This window comes from Enterococcus bulliens (assembly GCF_053761865.1).
Genome location: NZ_JBSMXK010000001.1, coordinates 167,446 through 185,346, shown reverse-complemented (window position 1 = coordinate 185,346; position 17,901 = coordinate 167,446). Strand labels below are relative to the sequence as shown.

At 37.5% G+C, this 17,901-nt stretch carries 17 protein-coding genes; 14 read left to right on the top strand and 3 right to left on the bottom strand.

The window, feature by feature from the left end; all coding sequences use genetic code 11:
• Window positions 1-36: 36 nt before the first annotated feature.
• Window positions 37-486, bottom strand: a complete 450-nt coding sequence (mscL, locus tag ACWOEC_RS00965; protein ID WP_455305489.1) for a large conductance mechanosensitive channel protein MscL — start codon at window positions 484-486, stop codon at window positions 37-39.
• 153 nt (window positions 487-639) lie between these two features.
• On the opposite strand from mscL, the gene yfmF reads away from it, so the two are divergent.
• The 7 genes from yfmF (at window position 640) to rny (ending at window position 9,162) form a co-directional block, all read left to right on the top strand.
• On the top strand, window positions 640-1,911 hold the full coding sequence (gene yfmF, locus ACWOEC_RS00960) for an EF-P 5-aminopentanol modification-associated protein YfmF (RefSeq protein ID WP_455305436.1): 1,272 nt from the start codon (window positions 640-642) through the stop codon (window positions 1,909-1,911).
• Complete coding sequence (yfmH, locus tag ACWOEC_RS00955) at window positions 1,898-3,205, top strand: EF-P 5-aminopentanol modification-associated protein YfmH (protein WP_455305435.1); 1,308 nt, start codon at window positions 1,898-1,900, stop codon at window positions 3,203-3,205. The genes yfmF and yfmH overlap by 14 nt, the downstream gene beginning before the upstream one ends.
• A gap of 90 nt (window positions 3,206-3,295) precedes the next feature.
• Window positions 3,296-4,210 carry a helix-turn-helix domain-containing protein gene (locus ACWOEC_RS00950; RefSeq protein WP_455305434.1) on the top strand — a complete coding sequence of 305 codons (915 nt, stop codon included), beginning with the start codon at window positions 3,296-3,298 and terminating at the stop codon, window positions 4,208-4,210.
• A 24-nt stretch (window positions 4,211-4,234) separates the two neighbouring features.
• Complete coding sequence (gene pgsA, locus ACWOEC_RS00945; RefSeq protein ID WP_297077834.1) at window positions 4,235-4,813, top strand: CDP-diacylglycerol--glycerol-3-phosphate 3-phosphatidyltransferase; 579 nt, start codon at window positions 4,235-4,237, stop codon at window positions 4,811-4,813.
• 151 nt (window positions 4,814-4,964) lie between these two features.
• Entirely contained in the window at window positions 4,965-6,212 is a 1,248-nt protein-coding gene (locus ACWOEC_RS00940; protein ID WP_455305433.1) for a competence/damage-inducible protein A, read from the top strand.
• Between the two features lie 94 nt (window positions 6,213-6,306).
• Window positions 6,307-7,344 carry a recombinase RecA gene (gene recA / locus ACWOEC_RS00935; RefSeq protein WP_297077837.1) on the top strand — a complete coding sequence of 346 codons (1,038 nt, stop codon included), beginning with the start codon at window positions 6,307-6,309 and terminating at the stop codon, window positions 7,342-7,344.
• A gap of 246 nt (window positions 7,345-7,590) precedes the next feature.
• Entirely contained in the window at window positions 7,591-9,162 is a 1,572-nt protein-coding gene (gene rny, locus ACWOEC_RS00930; protein WP_297077839.1) for a ribonuclease Y, read from the top strand.
• A 34-nt stretch (window positions 9,163-9,196) separates the two neighbouring features.
• On the opposite strand, the gene treR is transcribed toward rny, so the two are convergent.
• Window positions 9,197-9,913, bottom strand: coding sequence for a trehalose operon repressor (gene treR, locus ACWOEC_RS00925; RefSeq protein ID WP_297077841.1), 717 nt, complete (start codon window positions 9,911-9,913; stop codon window positions 9,197-9,199).
• Window positions 9,914-10,193: 280 nt separating this feature from the next.
• Here treR and ispE point away from each other — a divergent pair, with 280 nt between their 5' ends.
• The 7 genes from ispE (at window position 10,194) to ACWOEC_RS00890 (ending at window position 17,367) form a co-directional block, all read left to right on the top strand.
• Window positions 10,194-11,045, top strand: coding sequence for a 4-(cytidine 5'-diphospho)-2-C-methyl-D-erythritol kinase (gene ispE, locus ACWOEC_RS00920; protein ID WP_455305432.1), 852 nt, complete (start codon window positions 10,194-10,196; stop codon window positions 11,043-11,045).
• A 191-nt stretch (window positions 11,046-11,236) separates the two neighbouring features.
• Window positions 11,237-12,166 (top strand): metal ABC transporter substrate-binding protein, encoded by a 930-nt coding sequence (locus ACWOEC_RS00915; protein WP_455305431.1) that lies wholly within the window; start codon window positions 11,237-11,239, stop codon window positions 12,164-12,166.
• A 12-nt stretch (window positions 12,167-12,178) separates the two neighbouring features.
• A complete protein-coding gene (locus ACWOEC_RS00910; RefSeq protein WP_297077847.1) occupies window positions 12,179-12,859 on the top strand; it encodes a metal ABC transporter ATP-binding protein in 681 nt (226 codons plus the stop codon).
• A complete protein-coding gene (locus tag ACWOEC_RS00905) occupies window positions 12,832-13,677 on the top strand; it encodes a metal ABC transporter permease (RefSeq protein WP_455305430.1) in 846 nt (281 codons plus the stop codon). The genes ACWOEC_RS00910 and ACWOEC_RS00905 overlap by 28 nt, the downstream gene beginning before the upstream one ends.
• A gap of 154 nt (window positions 13,678-13,831) precedes the next feature.
• Window positions 13,832-14,656 (top strand): pur operon repressor, encoded by an 825-nt coding sequence (gene purR / locus ACWOEC_RS00900; RefSeq protein ID WP_297077850.1) that lies wholly within the window; start codon window positions 13,832-13,834, stop codon window positions 14,654-14,656.
• 246 nt (window positions 14,657-14,902) lie between these two features.
• Window positions 14,903-16,276 carry a bifunctional UDP-N-acetylglucosamine diphosphorylase/glucosamine-1-phosphate N-acetyltransferase GlmU gene (glmU, locus tag ACWOEC_RS00895; protein WP_455305429.1) on the top strand — a complete coding sequence of 458 codons (1,374 nt, stop codon included), beginning with the start codon at window positions 14,903-14,905 and terminating at the stop codon, window positions 16,274-16,276.
• A gap of 110 nt (window positions 16,277-16,386) precedes the next feature.
• Entirely contained in the window at window positions 16,387-17,367 is a 981-nt protein-coding gene (locus tag ACWOEC_RS00890) for a ribose-phosphate diphosphokinase (RefSeq protein ID WP_455305428.1), read from the top strand.
• A gap of 37 nt (window positions 17,368-17,404) precedes the next feature.
• Here ACWOEC_RS00890 and ACWOEC_RS00885 read toward each other — a convergent pair whose 3' ends face one another.
• Window positions 17,405-17,785 (bottom strand): hypothetical protein, encoded by a 381-nt coding sequence (locus tag ACWOEC_RS00885; protein WP_455305427.1) that lies wholly within the window; start codon window positions 17,783-17,785, stop codon window positions 17,405-17,407.
• Window positions 17,786-17,901 lie beyond the last annotated feature (116 nt).

Genomic DNA, 17,901 nt, shown 5'->3' with positions numbered 1-17,901 from the left:
CGCTTGCATAGATTGATTATGCAAACGTCACTTATGTTATTCTTTATCATAAGGATGATTTGGATCGTAAAGTTGCCCATCTTGTTGAGCTTTCAAAAGATCACGGATTTCGGCTAAATAATCTTCAGCCGTTGGTGTATCTTCTACGACTTCTTCAACTGGATTGCGTAAATCTTTGGCTTTATTTGCAGCACGCACGACCATAAATAAGACAAATCCTGTAATAAGGAAGGTTACGATTGCACTAATGACATCGCCAAACTGAAAAACGACACCGTTGACTTTGACATCTAGTATAGTGAGTGAATCTTCTAAACTCCCATTTTTAGTTCCAGGAATAAATGAAATAATTAGTCCAATCAATGGAGTAATCAATCCATCAACGACTTGTTTGACAATAGCAGTAAACGCACTCCCGATTACGACCCCAACAGCTAAATCAAGTACACTGCCTTTAACGATAAACTCTTTGAATTCACCTAAGATTTTTTTCAATGAAAAATGCCCCCTTTAAATAACTGATAAATTCAGTATAACGAAAAGTTAAGAATTAGGAAATCATTTAAACCCCTCTGAATTTTCTCGCTTTCTGCATTATGTTATACTGAAGAGCAAGAATAATAGAAAAGAGGTAAGCGAATGGAACACTTACAGTCAGGAATTACATTACAAATCATTCCAACTAAAAAATATAAAACTACACGTTTATTTATTCGCTTTACTAGTCGACATACAGCTGATGAAGCAACAAAACGTACATTATTGACTAGTTTACTAGAGACTAATAGTAAACAATATCCTACACAGACGGTATTGAGTAAAAAACTTGCTGAATTATATGGTGCAAGTTTTGGGATTAATGTGGCTAAAAAAGGAAATCTTCACCAAGTAAATGTGGGGCTGACTTTAGTAAACGGCAAGTATATTGCAGATGAATCCTTACTTTTAGAAGGAATCGACTTTTTAGAAACCATTTTATTTGAGCCTAATACTACACAAGAATCATTTGATGAAGCGACGTTTCTACTTGAAAAAGAGAACTTACTTGCTTATTTAGAAAGTATCTCAGAAGATAAACAAACCTATGCTTCATTAAAATTACAAGAACTATATTTTAGTGAGGACGCAGAGCAAAAAGTCCCTAGTTTTGGTGATGCTAAGCGTTTAGCTACACTAACTGCCGCACAATTATATCAAACACATCAAGAAATGTTACAAAACGATCATATCGATATTTTTGTGGTGGGTGATGTCGATAGTGACAGCGTACGCCAACGTTTTGCGGAGTGGAAATTTCCAGCTACTAAACGCGTACATCCTGAATTATATGTTGATGTCGTGCAAAACAATATTATCAAAGAAAACATTTTACGTGAGCCAGTCACACAAGCGAAATTAAACTTAGGGTATCGTTCAGGCGTGTATTATGAATCTGAACAACGTATGGCACTTACCGTGTTCAATGGTCTATTTGGTGGATTTCCGCATTCTAAATTATTTACTAACGTGCGAGAAAAAGCGAGTCTAGCCTATTATGCATCAAGTAGTATTGATACATTTCGTGGTATGGTCACAGTCCAAACAGGGATTGATAGTCAAAATCGCGAACGAGTAATGAAGCTGATCCATGAACAGCTCCTAGCGATTCAACAAGGAGATATCAGTGAAAAAGAATTGATGCAGACCAAAGAGATGTTAAAAAATCAATACTTACTCTCTCAAGACTATGTACAAGCACTAATCGAACAGCAATATTTGACTACTTGGCTCCCACACACTAAACGGACTGAAGAACAAGTGATTAAAGAGATCATGGCTGTGACCAAAAAAGATGTTCAAAAAATCGCTAAGAACCTAGAATTACATGCGGTCTTTTGTTTAGAAGGAGATAGTCACAATGGAGAAAATTGAGTATCAGCAAATCAATGAAACACTATATAAAGAAGTTTTAGATAACGGTCTAAAAGTGTTTTTATTACCAAAACCAGGATTTCATAAAACATATGGTTTATTTAGTACAAACTATGGCTCGATCGACAGTGCTTTTGGCTATGAAAAAGATGCAATTCAACACGTTCCGGATGGAATCGCACATTTTTTAGAACATAAATTATTTGAAAAAGAAGATGGCGATGTCTTTCATGTTTTCGGTGAACAAGGTGCTTCAGCGAACGCGTTTACGAGCTTTACTCGAACGAGTTATCTTTTTTCTGCTAGCGATCGTGTTCAAGACAATTTAACGACACTCTTAAATTTCGTACAAGAACCTTATTTTACGAAGGAAACGGTAGAAAAGGAAAAAGGTATTATTGGACAAGAGATCCAAATGTATGAAGATGATGCTAATTGGCGCCAATTTTTCGGAATCATCGGGAATCTTTTTCCAAATCATCCACTTCACATTGATATTGCGGGGACGGTTGCTAGTATTGCCGAAATTACAGCTGAAGATCTTTACCTATGCTATAACACGTTTTATCATCCAAGTAATATGACCTTATTTATCGTAGGCGATTTTGATCCAAATGAAATGCTCGAATGCATTCGTCAAAATCAACAAGCTAAAGAATTTGAACCAATTCGTCCAATTATTCGTCAATTTCCAAATGAAACATATGAAGATATCGTACCTTTTGCTCAATTGGCATTACCAGTCACACGTACGAAATCAGTGATTGGAATCAAAGGATTGCTTGAAAATTTACCAGAAGATGAAGTTGAAAAAATTAAATTTAGACTGTCTTTACAATTGCTTTTCCAACTTTTATTGGGCAACACATCTGATAATTATTTAGAATTGTACCAAGAAGGAGTGATCGATGATACATTTGGTTTTGAATTGACGATCGATCGGGGCTTTTATTTTGCTGATTTTTCTAGTGATACCGATCAAGCAGATGATTTTGAGCATGCGATAAGAAAAATTTTGCTGACTTTTGATACAAGTGAAGCGGTGAATGATGAAGCGTTGATACTGTTGAAGAAAAAATTGCTTGGAAAGTTTTTCCAATCGTTGAATTCGCTTGAATTTATCGCAAATCAATTTACCCAAGATCTCTACGAAACAGTTACCTTATTTGATATCCCAGAAATCATTCAACAAATTGAATTAGCGGATATTCTTAAAGCAGGTCATTCATTTATTCGCAAAGAGGCCTTTAGTCGCTTTGATGTCATCCCTCAACAAGATTTAGAGAAAGAGTAGCCTTTAAAAAAAGTGTAAACTCTAATTTTTCTACACAAGTTACAATTGATTTGTGGTATCTTTAATAGGGAAACAATCAGAAAAAATCGTATGGAGACTGGAGTAGATGGACGAGTGAGCAATGAGATTTTGATTGGTGAACGATTGCGGGAAGCCCGTTTAGATAAAAATTTAACAATCGATGGGTTACAGCAAAAAACGAAAATCCAAAAACGATATTTAGAAGCATTAGAAGCAGGTCAATTTGAGGCATTACCGGGTGAATTTTATATTCGCTCGTTTATTAAACAATACGCAGCAGCTGTAGATCTAGATGGAGAACATTTGGTTCATCTATATGAAGGTCAGTTGCCACCAGAAACGGTGATGCCACAACGTGAACAGCCGCAAACAATTCAAGGGTCGCGTAAAGCTCAACACGTCGCAGAACGTCAGAAAAAGACATGGATGGATTTTTTACCAATGATCTTATTAGGATTGGTTGCGATGACCGTTTTATCTGTGGTCTTTTATATGACATGGTCTGACCGTAAGGCAAGCCCTGCAATTAATCAGACGAGCTCATCTGTTGCTGTAGACAATCAAGTGTCTTCAGTATCGAGCGAAGCGACGAAAGCAAGTACAAAAGAGAGCACAAAGCAAAGTACAACGGAAAGCAAAAAACAAGAAACAGATGCTATGAAAATCGAACGTGTGACGTCAACACAAGCACAAGCAACCATAAATATCACGAAAGCTAAAGCACCATTGACCTTAACTTTTAAGGGAAAAGGTGGTCGCTGTTGGGTGGGAGTCATGATCAATAATGATTATGCCTATCAATATACATTTGAAGACGGTGTGACTCAAGAATTTGCCTTACCAGAAGGAACCTCGACTGCGACATTGATTTTGGGTGCTAGTGAGTACATTGAAGTCCAAGCAAACAAAAAGGCGATCGATTTCAATGATCCTAAATTTGAGGCATTACAAAAAAATGTTGTGTTAAATATTTCATATCTTTAATTGTTAAGAAAGAGGAGTAAACTTGTGAATTTACCTAATAAATTAACCGTGCTACGGATCATTATGATCCCGATCTTTATTGTAGTATTAGCTATTCCTTTCGACTGGGGAACTATTGCTGTACAGTCACTGAATCTACCGGTAACACATTTAGTGGCTGCTATTTTGTTTGCCGTGGCAAGTATCACTGATTGGCTGGATGGCTATATTGCACGTGCTAGAAATCTAGTAACGAATTTTGGCAAGTTTGCAGATCCATTAGCAGATAAAATGCTCGTGATGACTGCTTTTATTATGCTTGTTGCGCTTGCTAAAGCACCAGCTTGGGTAGTGGCGATTATTGTTTGTCGTGAGTTAGCTGTTACAGGCTTGCGTTTACTACTTGTTGAAGGTGGCGAAGTAATGGCAGCAGCATGGCCTGGAAAGGTCAAGACAGCTACACAAATGGTCGCGATTATTTTATTATTGATCAATAATTGGCCGTTTGTCTATATTGGTCTACCTGTTGATCAAATCATGCTATATGCATGCTTGATTTTTACGATCTATTCAGGTATCGATTATTTTGCCAAAAATACAGCAGTATTCAAAGGATCTATGTAAGATATAGACTATAAGGGTAGTTTATCTGATAAAGCATTTCAAATAGGAAAGTATTCTGTTTGAGCTATAATGTAATCAGAAGACTAAACTTATAGTCTATTTTATTTTGTAAATAAGCCAAAATGGCGTATTTAAAGTTAGGGGAGCGAATATGAAAGCAGAAATTATTGCAGTAGGAACAGAATTACTTTTGGGGCAAATCGTCAACACAAACGCGACATTTCTTGCTGAAGAGTTAGCTAATGTAGGAATCGATTTGTATTACCAAAGTGTAGTAGGAGATAATGAAGCACGTTTAGAGGAACTATTATCGCTTGCAGAAAGTCGTAGTGACTTGGTCGTGTTATGTGGTGGATTAGGACCAACCAAAGACGATCTTACGAAACAAGTAGTCGCAAAACATGTTGGCAAACCATTAGTGCAAGATGAAAAAGGTTACCAAAAACTGGTTGATTTTTTTGCTAAACGTAATCAAGAGATGACTGAAAATAATCTATTACAAGCATTGATTATTGAAGGAGCGATTCCTTTAGAGAACGAAACGGGTCTAGCAGTCGGCATGCTATATAAAGATGAAACGACTCAAACAAGTTATTTACTGTTTCCAGGACCGCCTAATGAATTAAAACCAATGGTCTACAATCATGCACTTCCATTGATTGCTAAACAATTTTTACAAAAAGATCATTTACTTTCACGTGTATTACGCTTTTATGGGATTGGAGAATCGCGTTTAGTGACAGAATTAGAAGATTTGATCGAAGGGCAATCCAATCCAACAGTTGCTCCTTATGCCAAACCAAACGAAGTTACACTACGTCTAACAGTTAAAACCGATTCACCCAAAAATGGAGAAGTATTACTGGATCAATTAGAGCAAACTATTTTAGCTCGGGTAGGAGACTACTTTTATGGGTATGGCGATCAAAATTCGCTAGCTAAAGTCGTCGTTGATGAGTTAAGTAAAAGACAACAAACACTAGCTGTTGCAGAAAGTTTGACTTCAGGTTTAGTACAAGCGACCTTAGGCGATATCTCGGGTGTTTCTGAAGTATTTAAAGGCGGTGTTGTAGTTTATACAAAACAGATGAAAATCGATCTGTTGCATCTAGATGAAACGCAGCTTGAACAAGAAGGAACAGTTTCTGAGTTTTGTGCTTACGAAATGGCGCAAAATATTCGTAAACAATCGGCTGCTGATTATGGTATAGCGCTAACTGGTGTAGCGGGTCCAACTAGTATTGAAGATAAAAAAGTTGGTACAGTTTATATTGGTTTAGCGACTCCTGAAAAAACCTTTGTTAAAGAACTTTATATCCCCAGAGATCGTCAATCGATTCGTCAAAATGCTGTTATGGCAGCATTTGATCTACTCAGAAAAGAAATCTTAAGAAAATAGAAAAAGGCGAATATTTGTTCGCTTTTTCTTGCAATTTTAAGTTATAAAGGCTATGATTATATAATAGAAGCAAAAGAAAAGGGAGGATTGTCTAGTGGCAGATGATCGTAAAGCAGCCTTAGATGCTGCGTTGAAAAAAATTGAAAAGAATTTCGGTAAAGGTGCCGTTATGAAACTTGGCGAAAAAGTAGATCAACAGATTTCCACAATTCCAAGTGGTTCACTGGCTTTAGATGTTGCGCTAGGTGTCGGTGGATATCCTCGTGGACGAATTATTGAAGTATATGGTCCAGAAAGTTCTGGTAAAACAACAGTTGCTTTACATGCAATTGCCGAAGTTCAAAAAAATGGTGGTACTGCTGCCTTTATCGATGCTGAACACGCACTAGATCCTAAATATGCTGAAAATCTAGGTGTAAATATTGATGATCTATTACTTTCACAGCCGGATACAGGTGAACAAGGTTTAGAAATCGCAGATGCCTTAGTATCAAGTGGTGCAGTAGATATGGTTGTCGTTGACTCGGTAGCTGCATTAGTACCAAGAGCCGAGATCGATGGTGAGATGGGTGCCTCACACGTAGGACTACAAGCTCGTTTGATGTCACAAGCTTTACGTAAATTATCTGGATCAATCAACAAAACAAAAACAATTGCGATTTTTATCAACCAAATCCGTGAGAAAGTCGGCGTGATGTTTGGCAATCCTGAAACTACACCTGGTGGACGTGCGTTGAAATTCTACGCAACGATTCGTTTAGAAGTACGTCGCGCAGAGCAGTTGAAATCTGGTACTGATATTATCGGAAACCGTACTAAGATCAAAGTTGTTAAAAATAAAGTAGCACCACCTTTTAGAATTGCCGAAGTCGACATCATGTATGGAGAGGGAATCTCGCAAGTAGGTGAATTACTTGATATGGCGGCTGAAATGGATATTATTGATAAAAGTGGTGCTTGGTATTCATATAAAGGAGATCGTATCGGTCAAGGTCGTGAAAATGTGAAGCAATACATGAAAGAGCATCCTGAGATGGTCGAAGAAGTTTCTTTACGTGTTCGTGATGCATATGGGATTGGTACAGGTGAAACGTTAGTTGAAGAGGTTGCTGTGGAAACAGAAGCAGAATAAACGTTCAAAGACTTAACTTATCGAATAAGTTAAGTCTTTTTTTATAATCCAAAGAAATCGCTTTATTTAGTTAGGGAAGTAAACTCTTGTTTCCTCCTTTTTAAGTTGACACTCTTTACTTAAGCCTTTAGAATGAAATTGTGCGACATGCACATATGCAAGTAGGCATATTGATACTAACAATCAAAAATAGTTTATCAAAAAACTACAAACATAGTAAAAAATAAGATAGTTGGAGGTGATTCGATGAGCACAATGCTGATACTTCTCCTCGCTATCCTCAGTTTATTTGTCGGTCTTGGTTTAGGGTTACTAGCGATGGTGAAGTCTAATGCGCGTCGACAAAAAGAATTAGACGATGCACAACAGTCGGCATCCGCAATTCTTGCACAAGCAAGAAAAGAAGCAGATACCTTGAAAAAAGAAATGTTACTAGAAGCAAAAGAAGAGAATCAACAGCATCGGTCCGAGATTGAAAGAGAGTTGAAAGAAAGCAAACTTGAATTAAAATCACAAGAAAATCGCTTACTACAAAGAGAACAACTACTTGATCGAAAAGATGATTCTTTGGAAAAACGAGAACATTCATTAGAAGCAAAAGAGCAACGAGTGAGTGAGCGACAATCTCAAATTGATGAGCGAGAACAGAAGGTCGAAGAATTAATTACCACTCAGCAAACAGAGTTAGAACGTATTGCTGGATTAACGAAAGAAGCAGCAAAAGATGTGATCATGAAGTCGACGGAAGAAGAGTTGACTCATGAATTAACAATAATGGTCAAAGAATCAGAACAACGAGCAAAAGAAGAAGCCGATCGTAAGGCGAAAAACTTACTTTCATTAGCATTGCAACGTTGTGCAGCAGATCAAGTATCTGAAACAACAGTATCTGTTGTAACATTGCCAAATGATGAGATGAAAGGTCGTATCATTGGTCGTGAAGGACGAAATATTCGTACGCTAGAAACATTAACGGGAATCGATTTGATTATCGACGATACCCCAGAAGCGGTCGTGTTATCAGGGTTTGATCCAATTCGTCGTGAAATCGCTAGAATGACCTTGGAGAAATTAATCCAAGATGGTCGTATCCACCCAGCGCGTATCGAAGAAATGGTCGAAAAATCGCGTAAAGAAATGGACGAACGGATTCGTGAATATGGTGAACAAGCAGCCTTTGAAGTTGGTGCACATACGTTGCATCCTGATTTGATCAAAATCATGGGACGTTTACGTTTTAGAACGAGTTACGGTCAAAATGTGTTAAATCACTCAATCGAAGTAGCACGCCTAACTGGTGTTTTAGCTGCTGAAATCGGTGAAGATGTACAGTTGGCTAAGCGAGCTGGTTTCCTACATGATATCGGTAAAGCTTTAGATCATGAAGTTGAAGGTTCTCACGTTGAAATCGGTGCTGAGTTAGCGGCAAAATACAAAGAAAACCCTGTGGTTATCAACGCAATCGCATCCCATCATGGCGATACAGAAGCAACTTCGGTTATTTCTGTATTAGTTGCAGCAGCCGATGCTCTATCTGCTGCTCGACCAGGTGCTCGTAGTGAATCGTTAGAAAACTACATCCGTCGCCTAGAAAATCTAGAAAATATCTCAAATGGGTTTGCCGGAGTAGCTTCAAGTTTTGCAGTTCAAGCAGGGCGAGAAGTACGTGTAATGGTAAAACCAGAAGAAATTTCTGATTTAGAAGCAGTACGCTTGGTACGAGACATCCGTAAGAAAATTGAAGATGATTTGGATTATCCAGGTCATATCAAAATTACTGTGATTCGTGAAACACGCGCTACTGATTATGCTAAATAAAAAAATCTCTCAACTGAAAAGTTGAGAGATTTTTTTATTCTTTTTTACGATAGACATAATTAATAAATTTAAAGCGATCTAAGCGATGAATCGATTCGGTATATTCAAAACAACGTGAATCATCTAGATACACTAGACTACGGATCGTGATGACATTTTGATCTTCTGGATGAAGATTCATCAATGAACGGAATTCTTTACTGACAGGATCGACTGTAATTTCACGCCTAGCAAAAGCGATAGATAAGTTTAATTCATTCTCAAAATAATCATAAATCGACTCCTCAGCTTGTTCTAAAGAAACATTAGGAATGATACTTTGTAATAGATAGTCTTTATCTAAAATAACAACTTCTTTATTGATACGTCTTTGGCGGATCAATCTCCACACAGGAGCGTCTAGAGGCCAGTTTGTTGCTTCGTGGATCCGTTTGGAAACTTTTGTTAGTGTGATCTCAACTACACTGGTTTCACTTGGAATACTTTGAGCATCTTGTAATTCTTTATAACTCGCTAAACCAGATATTGGAAAATCCATCCGGTTTGTGTCGAGTACGATAGATCCTTTTCCTTGTTTCTTTTGGATATAACCTGCATTTAATAAAAGTTGTAAAGCTTTACGAACAGTCTCACGTGAAACACCATATAGTTTAATTAGCTGATTTTCACTAGGCAACAAGGTGTGTGCGGGATATTCATTAGCTAATATTTTTTGTTCTAGATCTAAAAATATTTCTTTGAATTTATTCACTCTATTTCTCCTTTTTGAAACAAAACTACCGACAGATCTACCATTCAAATGAAGAGCAAGACCGATATATGAGTAATCTCCTGTTAAGGTGGGGCTTCTGCTCTGATTTTAGTGCACTTTTTCTTACTTGTCTAGACATGTTTAGGATTTATTTAAAAATATGAAAGCGTTATTAATTTTGAGGATACAAGGAATTGATAAGAAATACAACTTAAATTGAGATAGTTTTTGAAAAATCTGATATGATAGAAAAAATAGAAACTATAATAAGGTGAGGTATATGGAGATTTTCGAAAAGGCCCCAGCGAAGATTAATCTCGGACTAGACGTATTATATAAGCGAACGGATGGTTATCATGAACTCGAGATGATCATGGCAAGTGTAGATTTGGCTGATCGTTTAACATTTGAATGCTTGGATGAAGATAAGATCATATTGGAAACCAATAAAGCATTCTTACCTTTAGACAAGCGCAATAATGTTTACCAAGCAGCAGAAAAAATCAAGCAACGCTATGGTATCACTGATGGTGTTAAAATTTCTGTTCAAAAAGCGATCCCTGTCTCAGCTGGACTTGGTGGTGGTAGTTCAGATTGTGCTGCAACATTACGTGGCTTAAATCGTTTATTCGACTTAAATCTTTCAATGGAAGAAATGATTCAAATTGGTGTCGAAATTGGAACAGATGTACCGTTTTGCCTACATGGATCAACAGCTCACATTCTAGGAAAAGGTGAAATCGTACAGACGTTACCTTCGATGCCAGCAAGTTGGGTTGTACTTGTTAAGCCCAAGATCAGTGTATCGACGCGTAAAATTTTTCAGCAAGTAGAGTTAGAGCAACTCCATCATCCTGATATGTCGCGCTTGAAGCAAGCGATCGAACAGCAAAATTATGCTGAAATGGTTGCTTCGATGGGAAATAGTTTAGAGAGCATCACGATTCCTCGTTATCCCGTTGTGCAACAAATCAAAGATCGAATGATGAGTTATGGTGCGGATATTGCCTTGATGAGTGGAAGTGGACCGACTGTTTTTGCATTATGCCAAAAGCAATCTCGGGCACAAAGAATCGTCAATGCACTTAAAGGGTTTTGCGATGAGGTATATTTGGTTCGTACACTACATTGAGAAGCTATCCTTCAAGCAAGGATAGCTTCTTTTATATGTATTGATATTCCGATGTTTTCCGATTTAGTAGTGAAATTCGCTCCTAAATCAGAAATTGTAGCATAATCGTTGACGAAACAGCAATCCTCTGATAAATTATTCTTTGCGTTAAATCGTAAAAATTCCGATTTATAAAAAAGTGAGGAAAGAAAATGAAATACATAAAAAGAACAGCAATGCTACTTGCCGGATTAGGATTATTTTTAGCTGGATGCAGTCAGTCAGACACTGCTAAAGATCAAGTAAAATCAGATAAGATCCAAGCGATTGCAACATTTTATCCAATGTACGAGTTTACAAAGGAAGTATTAGGTGATGAAGGTGATGTTAGTTTACTGATTCCAGCGGGGACTGAACCACATGATTATGAACCTAGTGCTAAAGATATGGCAAAAATCGCTCAGTCAGATGTTTTTGTATATAACAGTCAAGATTTGGAGAGTTGGGTAACGAGCGCACAAAAAAATTTAGATCCAAAACATACATTGGTGATCGAAGCAGCTTCAACGATTGCTTTAGAAACAGAGGGTGACCATGAGTCAACAGATGGACACGATCATGAACACGATCCTCACGTTTGGACGGATCCAGTACTAGCAGTAAAAGAAGTTGAAGAGATAAAGACACGGTTAAGTGCACAGTATCCAGAGAAGAAAACGATTTTCGAAAAAAATGCTGAAGCCTATATCGATGAATTAGAACAATTGAATACAAAATATGAAGAAGCATTCAAAGGAGCAACACATCGCACTTTTGTGACGCAACATGCGGCATTTAGTTATCTTGCTCATCAATATGATTTGACACAAGAGTCCATTACAGGTATATCAGCAGAACAGGAGCCTTCGCCAAGCCGTTTAGCAGAATTGAAAACATATGTTAAAAATCATGATGTACGCGTGATTTATTTTGAAGAAAATACATCGTCTAAAGTTGCTGAAACGTTATCTACTGAAACTGGAGTAGAACTTGCAGTTTTAAACCCGTTAGAAAGTTTAACACAGAAACAAATGGATGATGGCGAGACCTATATTAGTATTATGGAACAAAATTTAGAAGCATTGAAAAAAAGTATTTATTAAGGAGAGTGTAGTATGCGTTATATCGAAGTGCAAAACTTAACCTTTTATTATGACGATGAACCCGTTCTCTCAGATATTAGCTATCATGTAGATAGTGGAGAATTTGTCATTTTAACTGGTGAAAATGGTGCAGCAAAATCGACTCTCGTCCGCTCTACGTTAGGATTATTAAAACCAGCACAAGGAAAAGTCACGATTGCTAAAGAAAATGTCGCGGGAAATAAATTAAGTATCGGGTATATTCCTCAACAAATTGCTTCATACAACGTAGGCTTTCCAAGTACGGTATTAGAGCTCGTTCAGTCTGGTCGTTATCCACGTGGACGCTGGTTTAAACGTTTGACAGAACGTGATCATCAACACGTTAGAAAAGCTTTAGAAGCAGTTGGCATGTGGGATATGCGTCATAAACGTGTAGGTGCGTTATCTGGTGGTCAAAAGCAACGAATTAGTTTAGCAAGAATGTTTGCAACAGATCCTGATTTATTTGTACTGGATGAACCAACGACGGGGATGGATGATCAATCTAGACAAGAATTTTACCGTTTATTACGACATAGTGCCCATCAGCATCAAAAAGCGATTTTAATGATCACGCACGATCACGAAGATATTCAAGCTTATGCGGATCGACATATTCATTTAGTTAGAAAGGAGGGGACTCCATGGCGTTGCTTTCACTTGAATTCATGAGAAAAGCTTTTTTAGCCGCAATTTTTATTGCAGGAATTGCTCCGATGCTTGGTGTCTTTCTAGTATTACGTCGTCAGTCATTAATGGCCGATACATTATCACATGTTTCATTAGCAGGGGTAGCTTTAGGATTTGTTTTAAATCTTAATCCGACGTTTACTACATTGATCGTTGTAGTGATTGCAGCAGTTATCTTGGAATACTTACGCACGATCTATCGGACGTATTCTGAAATCTCGATTGCTATTTTAATGGCGGGGGGATTAGCATTAGCGCTCGTCCTTATGAATCTAAATGGTGGAAATTCAGCAGTGAGTGTTCAATCGTACTTATTTGGTTCGATCGTAACGATCACAACATCACAGCTTTACTTTTTAGGTGGTCTATGTGTGTTATTGGTCTTGATGTTTCTTTTCTTCAGACGACCAATGTATGTTTTAACATTTGATGAGGATACGGCTGAAGTTGACGGCTTACCCGTGCGCATTATGTCGATGTGCTTTAATATTCTTACAGGGATCGCTATTGCGGTAATGATCCCAATCGCAGGTGCGCTATTGATCTCAGCAATCATGGTACTACCTGCAGCGATTAGTATGAAACTAGGTAAAAGTTTTTCAGCTGTACTATTAATTAGTGTCATTGTAGGGCTTTTTGGAATGTTGAGTGGTCTGACAGGATCATTTTATTTGGATACACCTCCTGGTGCGACAATCACATTAGTATTTATTGCTTTATTTTTAGTTGTTCAAATCATTCGTACACTCGTTGTACGATTTCAAATTCAAAAACAAAGAAAGTTTCATGAAAAACTATAGTTTTATGAGCGAGAAACGAAAATTTCTCGCTATTTTTTTATCTTTATTTCATTATTTACGAACGTTTTTCTGATAATATTAGAAAATACTCGTAAAAATTAGTAAAAGACTATATAATGAGGAAAAATAGAAAATAAAAAGGGGCAAAAAACAAATGAAAGTGCGTCGCAGTGAGCGATTGATCGATATGACCCATTACTTATTGGATCATCCACATGAATTAATCTCATTAACATTTTTCGCAAAACGCTATGACTCAGCTAAATCATCAATTAGCGAAGATCTAGCTATCGTAAAAAAAACGTTTAATCAAAGAGGAACAGGGATTTTAGAAACGATCCCAGGAGCTGCTGGAGGAGTAAAATTTATCCCAACGATCACTAAAGAAGAAACGAAAGGTTATTTGAAAGAACTAGCTAATCGTCTATCTGATCAAACACGCTTATTACCCGGTGGCTACGTTTATTTATCTGACCTTTTAGGGGAACCAGAATTATTGCGTCAAGTAGGTCGGATCATCGCTTCAAAATATTTAGGACAAGAAATCGATGCCGTGATGACTGTCGCAACTAAGGGTGTTCCGATTGCTCAGGCGGTATCTTATTATTTGAATGTACCTTTTGTTATTGTACGTCGAGACTCAAAAATTACAGAGGGTTCCACTGTTAGTGTAAACTATGTATCTGGTTCTTCTGAACGTATCGAAAAAATGGAATTATCTAAACGTAGCTTAAAACGTGGCTCGCGTGTCCTTGTAGTAGATGATTTCATGAAAGGCGGCGGAACGATCAACGGGATGCAAGGTTTGATCGAAGAATTTGAAGCCGAGCTAGTAGGAGTTACTGTTTTTGCAGAAGCGAACTTTAAGGGGGATCGCGCGGTGACTGACTATACATCTTTATTGTATGTCGAAGATGTAGATACACAGACCAAATCGATCTCTGTCGTACCAGGGAATTATTTTAACGAGCTAGACTAAAAAAGCAACTGTGATAGAAGTGGATAATTCCAAAAAATAAGTTGGTTCATTCTGATAGCAGTATTCTATATTTGGGTACTGTTTTGACTGGTCTTTAAAGGAGCCACTTCTAAAACATTGTCGATTTATTTTTAGGGGGTGTGACAGACTTTTGTCATATCCTCTTTTTGTTCACTAAAAGAGTTTGAAAAAGAATATGAATTGAGCTACACTTAAACGAGAAAATAAGGAATTGGAGTGAATTACGTGGAATCACGTTATGCCATTATTTTAGCTGCGGGTAAAGGTACACGCATGAAATCAAAATTATACAAAGTGCTACATCCAGTCTGTGGTAAACCCATGGTCGAACATATTATGAATCGTGTAACTGAATTAGCACCCACTCAAATCGTAACGATCGTAGGCCACGGAGCAGATTTAGTTAAAGAACAACTTGGCGAACGCAGTGAATATGCACTGCAAGCAGAACAGTTGGGTACAGGACATGCTGTATTACAAGCTGCACCATTTTTACAAGGAAAAAAAGGAACTACTTTAGTAATTAGTGGGGACACACCTTTATTAACAAGTGAAACTTTGGAACGTTTATTTGAATACCATGAAGGAAAACACGCTTCTGCAACTATTTTGACAGCGCATGCGGAGGATCCAACTGGTTATGGACGTATTATTCGTGACCGTGTCGGGATTGTTGAAAAAATCGTAGAGCAAAAAGATGCTTCAGTAAGTGAAGTCCAAGTCCAAGAAATCAATACAGGAACGTATTGTTTCGATAATGAATTATTATTTGAAGCATTGAATCAAATCGATACAAATAATGCTCAAGGTGAATATTATTTAACAGATATCATTGAAATTTTGAAAAAAGCAGACCATACAGTTGCTGCTTATCAAACAGAAAACTTTGAAGAATCGATTGGGGTCAATGACCGTATCGCTTTAGCAGAGGCCAATCGTATTATGCGTAATCGCATTAATACCGAGCATATGAGAAATGGTGTTTCATTTATTGATCCAAATTCTACGTATATTGAAGCTGGTATTAAGGTTGGTGCTGAAACAATCATTGAACCAGGTGTTTACCTAAAAGGTCAAACAACGATTGGAGAAGGGTGCTTTATTTCTGGCCAAACTCAAATCATTGACAGTACGATCGGAGACTATGTCAAAGTGTACTCTTCTGTTATTGAAGAAAGTACAGTACGTGATCATGTAGATATCGGGCCATTTGCACATTTACGCCCACAAGCAGAAATTCATGAGCACGCGCATATCGGAAATTTTGTTGAAATCAAAAAAGCAGTAGTGGGTGAACACACTAAAGTTGGACATTTGACTTATGTAGGAGATGCGACGTTAGGTAAAGAAATCAATGTTGGATGCGGTGTAGTATTTGTCAATTATGATGGCAAACATAAGCACCATACAACGGTTGGTGACCATGCCTTTATTGGTTCAGCTTCTAACTTGGTCGGACCAGTTACACTAGGGGAAAATGCGGTTGTTGCTGCAGGATCGACGATTACGATGAATATTCCAGATAATGGAATGGGAATTGCCCGAGCACGTCAAGAAAATAAAGAAGATTTCGCAAAAAAATTGCCTTATAATCAATAAGAATAACGGAATCACTTGATTTATCAAACAAAAATGACTACTATTTATGAGTAAGAGATTTCTAGAAACGTGTCGGATTCTAGTTTTAGGTATAGAAAGTGGAGGTTCTCATGTTAAACCAGTATTTTGATCCAAAGTTAAAGATTTTTGCCTTAAATTCCAATCGTCCTTTGGCTGAAAAAATTGCAGCTGCCGTTGGCGTCGAATTAGGAAAATGCTCTGTTAAACAATTTAGTGATGGTGAAATCCAAGTAAACATCGAAGAAAGTATTCGTGGTTCTCACGTATATATCATTCAGTCTACTAGTAGCCCGGTAAATGATAATTTAATGGAATTATTGATCATGATCGATGCGTTAAAGCGTGCAAGTGCAAAAACAATTAATATCGTGATGCCTTATTATGGTTATGCAAGACAAGATCGTAAAGCACGTTCTCGTGAACCAATCACAGCGAAATTAGTAGCGAATATGATCCAAAAAGCTGGTGCTACAAGAATGGTGACGTTAGATTTGCATGCAGCACAAATCCAAGGGTTTTTTGATATTCCAGTAGACCACTTGATGGGTGCTCCTTTGATCGCGAATTACTTTTTAGAAAAAGGGATCCAAGGTGATGATGTTGTTGTCGTATCACCGGACCATGGTGGTGTAACGCGTGCACGTAAATTAGCTGAGTTCTTAAAAGCACCGATTGCAATCATCGACAAACGTCGTCCACGTGCTAATGTCGCTGAAGTGATGAATATTATTGGCCGTGTAGATGGTAAAGTATGTGTTCTGATTGATGATATTATTGATACAGCAGGAACGATCACACTAGCAGCCAATGCGTTAAAAGAAGTTGGAGCTAAGACTGTATATGCGTCTTGTACGCATCCGGTATTATCTGGGCCAGCCTTAGAGCGTATTCAGGATTCAGCGATCGAGCGTTTAGTAGTCACAGATTCGATCAATTTACCAGAAGAGCGTAAAATCGAAAAAATTGACGAAGTTAGCGTTGGAAAATTAGTGGCAGAAGCCATTAAACGTATTCATGAGAACAAACCAGTAAGTCCACTTTTTGAAACAAAAACACCTTTAAAAGGGTAAAAAAAAGACAGCTTCCATTTTTTGGGAGATGTCTTTTTTATTTGAAGGAAAAGTAGATTGGGATCGTAGAGAGTAACGTGATGACTAAGCCAATTAAAGCACAACTCATTCCTAAAGGTTCGTTTAATAGGAAATGAGCAATACTACCCAAAAGCATTAAGTAAAAAAACGTAGCGAATTGAATGACTAAATATGTACGGTAATACGAAAGATAGCGATAGGTTTCACGAAGTTTCATCCAGCGAACAAATCCATAAGAAGCAAATGTCAGTCCGAGTAAAAATAAAAAGAATAACAGTGCTATCGATCCCCATAGACCGTGAGTGAATGCGCTGAATAACGCATATGTAGAAAAACCGATCAGTCCGATAGAGAGAATAAAATAGATAATGCTTTCAACACGATCGAATATTTTCATAGCGTTCTCCTTTTCACAAGTTCATCATATCTAGTTGAAAGTTTAACATATTCTTAAGATAAATACTACGATAGGTCTTCTAGGTCGACCAAAAAGGGTTAAATAAATCTTAATTT

Bases quoted from the DNA above. Each gene is read 5' to 3' on its own strand.
- ACWOEC_RS00910 (WP_297077847.1), top strand. From the start codon at position 12,179: ATGCGTTATATCGAAGTGCAAAACTTAACCTTTTATTATGACGATGAA.
- purR (WP_297077850.1), top strand. From the start codon at position 13,832: ATGAAAGTGCGTCGCAGTGAGCGATTGATCGATATGACCCATTACTTA.
- ACWOEC_RS00915 (WP_455305431.1), top strand. From the start codon at position 11,237: ATGAAATACATAAAAAGAACAGCAATGCTACTTGCCGGATTAGGATTA.
- ACWOEC_RS00890 (WP_455305428.1), top strand. From the start codon at position 16,387: ATGTTAAACCAGTATTTTGATCCAAAGTTAAAGATTTTTGCCTTAAAT.
- ACWOEC_RS00940 (WP_455305433.1), top strand. From the start codon at position 4,965: ATGAAAGCAGAAATTATTGCAGTAGGAACAGAATTACTTTTGGGGCAA.
- rny (WP_297077839.1), top strand. From the start codon at position 7,591: ATGAGCACAATGCTGATACTTCTCCTCGCTATCCTCAGTTTATTTGTC.
- ispE (WP_455305432.1), top strand. From the start codon at position 10,194: ATGGAGATTTTCGAAAAGGCCCCAGCGAAGATTAATCTCGGACTAGAC.
- yfmF (WP_455305436.1), top strand. From the start codon at position 640: ATGGAACACTTACAGTCAGGAATTACATTACAAATCATTCCAACTAAA.
- ACWOEC_RS00905 (WP_455305430.1), top strand. From the start codon at position 12,832: ATGGCGTTGCTTTCACTTGAATTCATGAGAAAAGCTTTTTTAGCCGCA.
- ACWOEC_RS00950 (WP_455305434.1), top strand. From the start codon at position 3,296: ATGGAGACTGGAGTAGATGGACGAGTGAGCAATGAGATTTTGATTGGT.
- yfmH (WP_455305435.1), top strand. From the start codon at position 1,898: ATGGAGAAAATTGAGTATCAGCAAATCAATGAAACACTATATAAAGAA.
- ACWOEC_RS00885 (WP_455305427.1), bottom strand. From the start codon at position 17,785: ATGAAAATATTCGATCGTGTTGAAAGCATTATCTATTTTATTCTCTCT.